Genomic DNA, 7,952 nt, shown 5'->3' on the forward strand with positions numbered 1-7,952 from the left:
TGCCGCTGGGCCTCGGCGACGTCTTCCGACGCCATCTCCTCCGAAAGCTCCTTGCGGTAGATCTTGGCCTCCACCGAGCCGCGCATGGCGGCCAGGTTGAACAGCATGTGCGCCGACACATAGTCGAGCGGCGCGCCACCCTGCCCAGTCGAATAGAGCAGCCCCAGGCGGAACAGCTCGTCGCCCGACGCATCGGGCTTCGGCAGCGGCAGACCTTCGTTCGCGACTTCCATGCTAGCCAGCATGATCTTCGTCCCTGTTCGGTCGGTGGAGCCCAGTTCAGGCGCCCATGTCCGATCCATCACAGGCAGAAGAAAACGCCCCTCAGCCTGAACACATGGTTAAGGCGCCGGTTGTGAAGCGGTCATGTTCAGATGAGCGGTCCCCATTTCGGGGAAAATACTTGGCGGCTGCCCTACCTTGCGCGAAATGGGTCGCGGGCGACGGACGGCGGGGCGCGCGACGTGGAAACAGCACAAACGGCGTGTCTTGCGGTCACGTTCAGCCGCAGTTCACGGTCAGCCTGCCACAAGGGGCTCGACTGAAGCCAGGTAACTGAGACAATCGAGTCCATGAGGCGCCTTTTCCGCATCTTCGCCGTCGTCGCGGCCGCCGCCTGCCTGGCGGGCGGCGGCGCCTTGGCGCGCGAGCACGGCGATGGCCGCGGTGACCGCCACGGCGAGGGCCGGGGCGGCGGACGCGAGGAACACGGCGGCCGCGGCGGCGAACAACGCGGCGGACCGCCCCCCTGGGCGGGTCGCGGCGGCGGGCGCTGGGAACGGCCGCCGGCCGACAGCTATGGCCCGCCCCCCGGCGCCTACCCGCCCCCGCCCGGCTACTACCAGCCCCGGCGCGGCGGATTCCTGCCCCCCCAGGCGCGCGGCGGCGTGGTGCAGGACTATGGCCGCTACCGCCTGCGGCAGCCGCCGCGCGGCTATGCCTGGGTGCGCTCCGGCCGGGCCATGATGCTGATGGACATGAACACCGGCCAGGTGTTCGACGTCATCCCGGACTGAGGGCCGCGGGCGCGACGACTTCCTGGAAATAGGCGCAGTCGGCGGTGAGCGGGCAATCCTCGCAGAGCGGGCGCGCGCGCTTGCAGACCTCGTGGCCATGCGCCTTCAGGAGCAGATAGGCCCGTTGCAGCGCCTGGACATCCGCCGGCAGGGCCGCGGCCAGCGCGTCGCGCACCGAGGCGTAGGTCTTTCCCCAGTCCTTCACCTCGGCGCCCAGCCCCAGCCTGAGCGGGACCTGCAGGCCGCCGCCGGGCGCCACCGCCACGGCGGCGAGGCCGCAGAACAGCAGGATGCGGTCGGCCGCCGGCTCGCCGATGGTCGGGAACCGCTTGAGCACGCGGCGGGCTTCATCGAGGGGGCCGTGCAGCGCGGCGGCCAGGTCGCCGTCGTAGCGGTCGCGCACCTGCGCCGCGATCTGTTTCAGCCGCTCGGCGCGCAGGTCCGGCACCATCCCGCCGGCCGACAGCGCCTGGGCCAGATCCGCCGATGAGGCCGCGAGGATGGCCTCGGGAGCGACACCGATGCGGGCCTCGAGCGCGGCGAAGCCCTTGGCGCAGGCGGAATCCGAAGCCGGATAGCCGCTGTTGAGCCAGATCAGCAGCACATAGGGATCGGTCGGCCCCACCGGCGAAAGCTCGCCGTAGAGCGCTTCCAGCCGGTCGAGCAGGGTCGCGAGCATGGCGCCTCCGCGGGAGCCGTCCGCGGCCCCGGCCCTAGGCTACGCCGAGCTTGGCGCGGAGCAACTGGTTGACGGTGGCCGGATTGGCCTTGCCGCCGGTCTCCTTCATCACCTGGCCGACGAACCAGCCGATGGCCTGGGGCTTTTCCGTCACCGCGGCGGCCTGGCCGGGGTTGGCGGCGATCAGCTTGTCGATGACGCCTTCCAGCGCGCCAGTGTCGGACACCTGCTTCAGCCCCGCCTTGTCGACGATCTCGGAAGCCCGACCCTCGCCCGCCCACATGCGCTCGAAGACGTCCTTGGCGATCTTGGAGGAGATGACGCCCTCCTCGATGAGCTGCACCAGCTCGGCGATGGCGGCCGGCGCGATCGGGCTGTCGGCGATGTCGATGCCGCCGGCGGTCAGCCGCGCGGCCAGGTCGTTGGTCACCCAGTTGGCGGTCAGCTTGGGGTCGCGGCCCTTCACCGCGGCCTCGTAGAAATCGGCGCGGGCCTGCTCGATGATCAGCACCCCGGCGTCATAGGCCGACAGGCCGTACTGCGACTGCAGCCGGGCCTTCTTCTCGTCCGGCAGCTCCGGCAGCGTCGCCTGGATCTTCTTCACCCAGGCCGGGTCGAGCTGCAGGGGCAGCAGGTCCGGGTCGGGGAAATAGCGGTAGTCGTGCGCCTCCTCCTTGGAGCGCATGGAGCGCGTCTCGCCCTTGCCAGGGTCGAACAGGCGGGTCTCCTGGGCGATCGAGCCCCCCTCTTCCAGGATTTCAATCTGCCGGCGCGCCTCGTATTCGATCGCCTGCTGCATGAAGCGGAACGAATTGACGTTCTTGATCTCGCAGCGGGTGCCGAGCTCGCCGCCCGGCTTGCGCACCGAGACATTGACGTCGGCGCGCAGGTTGCCCTTCTCCATGTCCCCGTCGCAGGAGCCCAGATAGATGAGGATTGTCCGTAGCTTCTTCACATAAGCTACAGCTTCTTCTGACGACCTCATGTCCGGCTTGGAGACGATCTCCATGAGGGCGGTGCCGGCCCGGTTGAAGTCCATATAGGTGGCGTTGGGGTCGAGGTCGTGGATCGACTTGCCGGCGTCCTGTTCGAGGTGCAGGCGCTCGACGCCGACCGTGAAGGTGCGGCCGTCGTCCAGCTCGACGATCACTTCGCCCTCGCCGACGATCGGGTCCTTGTACTGGCTGATCTGGTAGCCCTGCGGCAGGTCGGGATAGAAATAGTTCTTCCGGTCGAAGTGGCTCTTCAGGTTGATCTGCGCCTTCAGGCCCAGCCCGGTCCGCACCGCCTGCTCGACGCAGTAGCCGTTGATCACCGGCAGCATGCCGGGCATGGCGACGTCCACCAGGCTCACCTGCTCGTTGGGCCCGGCCCCGAATCCCACCGCCGCGCCGGAGAACAGCTTGGCGTTGGAGGCCACCTGGGCGTGGACCTCCAGGCCCAGCACGATTTCCCACGGACCGGTGCGGCCCTCGATCAGCTTGCTCGTCTCGCTCATGGCCTTTCACTAGCTCCGCTCGGCGAAAGCGCAAAGCCGCGCGCATGCGCCGCCTTGCAAAAGCCGGGAATTATGGGCTCTTGTCGGCGTCCGCAGACTCCCGTTCGGGGGAATTTTAGGGAAACACCATGAAGACCATTATCGCGGCGAGCCTCATCGCCATCACCACCGCGGCCGCCGCTGCGCCGGCGCTCGCTCAGGCCCCGGCCGCCGCGCCGGCGCCTGCCGCCACCGCCACCGCCTCGGCCTCCGGCGCCATTTCGGTCGACAAGACCACCGTCGCCGACATCATCAAGAACCCCAAGGCCAAGGCCGCCCTGGAAGCGGCGCTCCCGCCGATCAGCCAGTACTACGACCAGATCGGCGGCATGACGCTGGCCCAGGTCGCGCCGATGAGCCAAGGCGCGCTCGACGACGCCAAGCTGAAGGCCCTGCAGGTCAAGTTCGACGAAATCAACGCCGGCAAGTAGGCCGACCAAGAGGTCTCCCGCGCTCCGGCGCGGGAGACTTTTCGTTTCAGCGCCTCAGCGCGTGCTGGCCACGGTGGTCGTCGCCGGCTCGGCCGGGGCGGCTTCCGCCAGCAGCGGCGTGACCAGCTCGTCGAAGCTCTCCTTGTCGAAGGCGCCGGCTTTCGCCCAGCGCACCACGCCCGAGCGGTCGATCACATAGCTGGTCGGCACGCCGTCTTTCACCCCATAGCCGCGGCCGCTCAGATGGGTCGCCAGCGGGAACGACAGGGCCTTGGCGAGCGGCTGCAGCTTGAACGCCGGCACCTCGGATTCGGTCATCACCGCATAGATCTTCAGGTCGGTGCCCGGATGGGTGCGCATGTAGTTCTCGAAGGCCATCATCTCGAGCTTGCAGGGGCCGCACCAGGTCGCCCAGTAGTTCAGCACCACAACCTTGCCCTTCAGGTCGGCGGCCTTGACCGTGTGGTGGTCGAGGGTGGTGACGGCATAGTCGCGGGCCGGCTTGCCGACCTCGGGCGACGGCTTGTCGGCCGCCTGGGCGGCGGAGGCGAGCGCCGCGGCCGCCACAGCTAAGCCGTAGATTTTCCAGTGTTTCATGGGCCCCGCCCTACGCGGCCGAACAGGGTTCGGTCGAGGAGACGCACTGTCGCAGAGTCGTCGCGTCACCACCACTTGGCGGGCTTGGCCCGGAAGTTGGCGGCCTTCTCGACGGCGCCGGCCAGCGAGAACACCGTGGCTTCGTCCAGCGCCCGGCCGATCAGCTGCAGGCCGAGCGGCAGGCCGGCCGCGTCGGTCCCGGCCGGCACGCTGATGCCCGGCAGGCCCGCCAGGTTCACCGTCACCGTGAAGATGTCGTTCAGGTACATGGCCACCGGATCGTCGGCCTTGTCGCCGAGGCTGAAGGCGGCCGAGGGCGCGGTGGGGGTGAGCAGGGCGTCGACCTTCTCGAACGCCCGGTCGAAGTCGTCGGCGATGCGGCGGCGGACCTTCAGGGCCTTCAGATAGTAGGCGTCGTAGTAGCCCGCGGAGAGGACGTAGGTGCCGATCAGGATGCGGCGCTTCACCTCGGCGCCGAAGCCGGCGGCGCGGGTGCCCTCGTAGGTCTCGGTCAGGTTGGCGCCGTCGACGCGCAGGCCGTAGCGCATGCCGTCATAGCGGGCGAGGTTCGAGGAGGCCTCGGCCGGCGCCACGATGTAGTAGGCCGGCAGCGCGTATTTGGTGTGCGGCAGCGAGACCTCGACGATCTCGCAGCCGGCCTCCTTCAGCCAGGCGATCCCCTGCTCCCAGATGGCGTCGATCTCCGGCGGCATGCCGTCGACGCGGTATTCCTTGGGCACGCCGATGCGCAGGCCCTTCACCGACTTGCCGACGAAGCTCGCGAAATCCGGCGTCTCCACCGGCAGGCTGGTGGAATCCTTGGGGTCGTGGCCGGCCATGGAGGTGAGCAGGATGGCCGCGTCCTCGACGGTGCGGGCGATCGGACCCGCCTGGTCGAGCGAGGAGGCGAAGGCCACGATGCCCCAGCGCGAGCAGCGGCCGTAGGTCGGCTTGATGCCCACCGTGCCGGTGAACGCCGCCGGCTGGCGGATCGAGCCGCCGGTGTCGGTGGCCGTGGCGCCCAGGCACAGCTCCGCCGCCACCGCCGCGGCCGAGCCGCCGGAGGAGCCGCCGGGCGTGAGCTGGGCGTTGCCGCCCTTGGCGCGCCAGGGATTGACCACCGGCCCGAAGGCCGAGGTCTCGTTGGAGGAGCCCATGGCGAACTCGTCCATGTTGAGCTTGCCCAGCATCACCGCCCCGTCGCGCCACAGGTTGGCGGTGACGGTGGATTCGTAGGTCGGCTGGAAATTGCCGAGGATCTTCGAGCCGGCGGTGGCGCGGACGCCCTCGGTGCAGAACAGGTCCTTGATCCCGAGCGGCGCGCCGTCCAGCCGGCCCGCCTCGCCGCGGGCGCGGCGCTCGTCGGACGCCCTGGCCATGGCCAGGGCCTGCTCGGGCGTCTCCAGCACATAGGCGTTGAGCGCGCGGGCGGCCTCCACCGCCTCCACGTGGGCCTGAGTCAGCTCGGCCGACGAGAACGACTTCGAGGCCAGGCCGTCGAGCGCGGCCTTCAGGGTGAGCGCGGTGAGCTCGGACATCTACTCGACCACCTTGGGCACGATGAAGAAGTGGTCCTTGGTCTTGGGCGCATTGGAGAGCACGCGGTCGGGATCGCCGCCTTCGGTGACCACGTCGTCGCGCATCGGCAAGGTGGCGTGCACGGCGGTCGTCATCGGTTCGACGCCGTCGGTGTCGACCTCGTTCAGCTGCTCGATCCAGTCGAGGATGCCGGAGAGCTCCCTGGCAAGGGCCTCCAGCTTCTCTTCCGGCTCGGCGATCCTCGCCAGCTTCGCGACCTTGCGCACGGTCGCCGCGTCGATGGCCATGCCATCTTCTCCTCAAATTCCAGCGCGTGGGTTAGCCGCGCCCGGCGTGGTTTTGCAAGCGATCCCGCGCGCCGGCCCCCCGCCAGCTTGGCTGTCGCCGGTCACCGGCGCATCCTGGATGCGAGCCCGGTCGGGGAGACAGGTCATGGAAACCAGGATGTGGGTCGCCGCCAGGCCGGCGTGCGGTTGTGGATGGCAACACCCGAGCCGGCGGGGCGTGATGGCCGCCGCGGCCGGGCTCGCCGCCCTGCCCTGCGCCGCGGGCGCCGCCGCCGGACTGCCGGGCGAGGTGGCGGGCGTCGCCATCCCGCGCACGCCGCTCGCGGGCAAGGCCGCGGGCCTGGCGCGCGACGCCTGCCCCGACTTCCTGTTCAACCACGCCATGCGCACCTACCTGTTCGGCGCGCTCGCCCTGAGGGCCCAGAAGACGGCCTACGACGCCGAGCTGGGGTTCGTGGCCGCCGCCCTGCACGATCTCGGCCTGGTCCCGGCCTATTCGACGCCCAGGACCTCCTTCGAGATCGATGGCGCCAACCGCGCCGAGGCGGTGGTGACCAGCGCCGGGCGATCACCGGACCAGGGGCGACGGGTCTGGAACGCCATCGTCTTCCACGACATGCGCGGCGAATACGCCGCCCACCAGTCGGCCGAGGCTCGGCTGGTCGGCGAAGGCGCGGGCGCCGACGTGGTGGGCTATGACCCTGGCGTCATCGACGCCAAGGCCGTGGCCGAGGTGCTGGCCGCCTTCCCACGCCTGCAGTTCAAGCAGAAGTTCACCGCCCTGCTGGTCGACCAGTGCCGGCGCAAGCCGACGGCGCAGATCGGCTGGCTCGAGGGCCTGTGCCGCGCCACCGTGCCCGACGCGCCGCGCGGATCGGTGGAGCGCGCCATCGCCGCGGCGCCGTTCAGCGAATAGCCCCGGACCTCTTCCGCCATGTCCGTCGGCGTGGCTTATGCGCCCCATGGCCGTCTTCGACCTCACCGACCTGCCGCCCACCGGCGCTCTCCTGGGCCTCGACCTCGGCGAGAAGACCATCGGGGTGGCCGTGTCGGACGCCACGCGGACCATCGCCTCGCCCCTGGAGCTGATCCGCAAGACCAGGTTCACCGCCGAGGCCGAGCGGTTGTTCAAGCTGATCGACGACCGCAGGGCCGGCGGCGTCGTCATCGGCCTGCCGGTCAACATGGATGGGACCGAGGGGGCCCGCTGCCAGTCCAACCGGGCCTTCGGACGCAATCTGCTGCGGCTGCGCGACCTGCCCATCGCCTTCTGGGACGAGCGGATGAGCTCCATGGCCGTCAACCGCATGCTGATCGGCGAGGCCGACGTCACCCGCGCGCGGCGCGCCGACCTGGTGGACAAGGCCGCCGCCGCCTGGATCCTGCAGGGCGCGCTGGATCGGCTCAGGAACTTGCCGACATAGCCTTGTTCTGCCACAACTTTCGCCGGGGAGTTGTCGCGGCGAATTTCTTCGCCCGGCAATGGGTGGGGACATGGCAGAGGGCGCGCAACGGCCTGACCTGCAAGGCGCCGGCGGCGAGGGCCGCCGCTACAGCGCCTTCATCAGCTACAGCCATGCCGACAGCGCGTTTGCCAAGCGGCTGCATCGGCGGCTGGAGGGCTATCGACTGCCCCACCGCGCCTTGGCGCGCGCCGACGGCGCGGCCCTGGCCGGGGCGCGGCTGAAGCCGGTGTTCCGCGACATCGACGAGCTGACCGCCGCCCATGACCTGACCACGGCCGTGCGCGAGGCGATCGCGAGCTCGGACCACCTGATCGTGGTCTGCTCGCCCCACGCGGCCGCCTCGCCCTGGGTCGCCAAGGAGATCGAGCTGTTCCGCGAGCTGCACGGCGACGCCGGCATA

At 69.9% G+C, this 7,952-nt stretch carries 11 protein-coding genes; 5 read left to right on the forward strand and 6 right to left on the reverse strand.

What is annotated here, in order from left to right; genetic code table 11:
• Positions 1-245, reverse strand: a 245-nt coding sequence (locus VGT80_RS18515) for a sel1 repeat family protein (RefSeq protein ID WP_327458137.1), incomplete at its 3' end; no start/stop codon positions are given.
• A gap of 327 nt (positions 246-572) precedes the next feature.
• Here VGT80_RS18515 and VGT80_RS18520 point away from each other — a divergent pair.
• On the forward strand, positions 573-1,016 hold the full coding sequence (locus VGT80_RS18520; protein ID WP_327458138.1) for an RcnB family protein: 444 nt from the start codon (positions 573-575) through the stop codon (positions 1,014-1,016).
• Here the strand turns inward: VGT80_RS18520 and VGT80_RS18525 are convergent.
• Complete coding sequence (locus VGT80_RS18525; RefSeq protein ID WP_327458139.1) at positions 1,003-1,695, reverse strand: hypothetical protein; 693 nt, start codon at positions 1,693-1,695, stop codon at positions 1,003-1,005. The genes VGT80_RS18520 and VGT80_RS18525 overlap by 14 nt on opposite strands.
• 34 nt (positions 1,696-1,729) lie before the next feature.
• Entirely contained in the window at positions 1,730-3,193 is a 1,464-nt protein-coding gene (gene gatB / locus VGT80_RS18530) for an Asp-tRNA(Asn)/Glu-tRNA(Gln) amidotransferase subunit GatB (protein WP_327458140.1), read from the reverse strand.
• Positions 3,194-3,321: 128 nt separating this feature from the next.
• Here gatB and VGT80_RS18535 point away from each other — a divergent pair, with 128 nt between their 5' ends.
• Positions 3,322-3,663 (forward strand): hypothetical protein, encoded by a 342-nt coding sequence (locus VGT80_RS18535; protein WP_327458141.1) that lies wholly within the window; start codon positions 3,322-3,324, stop codon positions 3,661-3,663.
• Between the two features lie 54 nt (positions 3,664-3,717).
• Here VGT80_RS18535 and VGT80_RS18540 read toward each other — a convergent pair whose 3' ends face one another.
• From VGT80_RS18540 to gatC, 3 genes are all read right to left on the reverse strand, one after another.
• Positions 3,718-4,260: a TlpA disulfide reductase family protein gene (locus VGT80_RS18540; RefSeq protein ID WP_327458142.1), complete on the reverse strand. Its 543-nt coding sequence runs from the start codon at positions 4,258-4,260 to the stop codon at positions 3,718-3,720.
• A gap of 65 nt (positions 4,261-4,325) precedes the next feature.
• Positions 4,326-5,798, reverse strand: a complete 1,473-nt coding sequence (gene gatA, locus VGT80_RS18545) for an Asp-tRNA(Asn)/Glu-tRNA(Gln) amidotransferase subunit GatA (protein WP_327458143.1) — start codon at positions 5,796-5,798, stop codon at positions 4,326-4,328.
• Positions 5,799-6,086 carry an Asp-tRNA(Asn)/Glu-tRNA(Gln) amidotransferase subunit GatC gene (gene gatC / locus VGT80_RS18550; protein ID WP_327458144.1) on the reverse strand — a complete coding sequence of 96 codons (288 nt, stop codon included), beginning with the start codon at positions 6,084-6,086 and terminating at the stop codon, positions 5,799-5,801.
• A 220-nt stretch (positions 6,087-6,306) separates the two neighbouring features.
• Here gatC and VGT80_RS18555 point away from each other — a divergent pair, with 220 nt between their 5' ends.
• The 3 genes from VGT80_RS18555 to VGT80_RS18565 all read left to right on the forward strand — a co-directional run.
• Entirely contained in the window at positions 6,307-7,002 is a 696-nt protein-coding gene (locus tag VGT80_RS18555) for a hypothetical protein (protein WP_327458145.1), read from the forward strand.
• Between the two features lie 46 nt (positions 7,003-7,048).
• Positions 7,049-7,510, forward strand: coding sequence for a Holliday junction resolvase RuvX (ruvX, locus tag VGT80_RS18560; protein ID WP_327458146.1), 462 nt, complete (start codon positions 7,049-7,051; stop codon positions 7,508-7,510).
• 70 nt (positions 7,511-7,580) lie between these two features.
• Positions 7,581-7,952 (forward strand): toll/interleukin-1 receptor domain-containing protein (locus VGT80_RS18565; protein ID WP_327458147.1); only part of this gene is annotated, 372 nt, incomplete at its 3' end.

The sequence above is a fragment of the Phenylobacterium sp. genome (assembly GCF_035944335.1).
Classification (GTDB): domain Bacteria; phylum Pseudomonadota; class Alphaproteobacteria; order Caulobacterales; family Caulobacteraceae; genus Phenylobacterium.

What these genes read in the sequence shown, in the direction of transcription:
- gatC (WP_327458144.1), bottom strand. Translation starts at nt 6,086, where the DNA reads ATGGCCATCGACGCGGCGACCGTGCGCAAGGTCGCGAAGCTGGCGAGG.
- VGT80_RS18540 (WP_327458142.1), bottom strand. Translation starts at nt 4,260, where the DNA reads ATGAAACACTGGAAAATCTACGGCTTAGCTGTGGCGGCCGCGGCGCTC.
- VGT80_RS18520 (WP_327458138.1), top strand. Translation starts at nt 573, where the DNA reads ATGAGGCGCCTTTTCCGCATCTTCGCCGTCGTCGCGGCCGCCGCCTGC.
- gatB (WP_327458140.1), bottom strand. Translation starts at nt 3,193, where the DNA reads ATGAGCGAGACGAGCAAGCTGATCGAGGGCCGCACCGGTCCGTGGGAA.
- VGT80_RS18535 (WP_327458141.1), top strand. Translation starts at nt 3,322, where the DNA reads ATGAAGACCATTATCGCGGCGAGCCTCATCGCCATCACCACCGCGGCC.
- VGT80_RS18525 (WP_327458139.1), bottom strand. Translation starts at nt 1,695, where the DNA reads ATGCTCGCGACCCTGCTCGACCGGCTGGAAGCGCTCTACGGCGAGCTT.
- ruvX (WP_327458146.1), top strand. Translation starts at nt 7,049, where the DNA reads ATGGCCGTCTTCGACCTCACCGACCTGCCGCCCACCGGCGCTCTCCTG.
- VGT80_RS18555 (WP_327458145.1), top strand. Translation starts at nt 6,307, where the DNA reads ATGGCCGCCGCGGCCGGGCTCGCCGCCCTGCCCTGCGCCGCGGGCGCC.
- gatA (WP_327458143.1), bottom strand. Translation starts at nt 5,798, where the DNA reads ATGTCCGAGCTCACCGCGCTCACCCTGAAGGCCGCGCTCGACGGCCTG.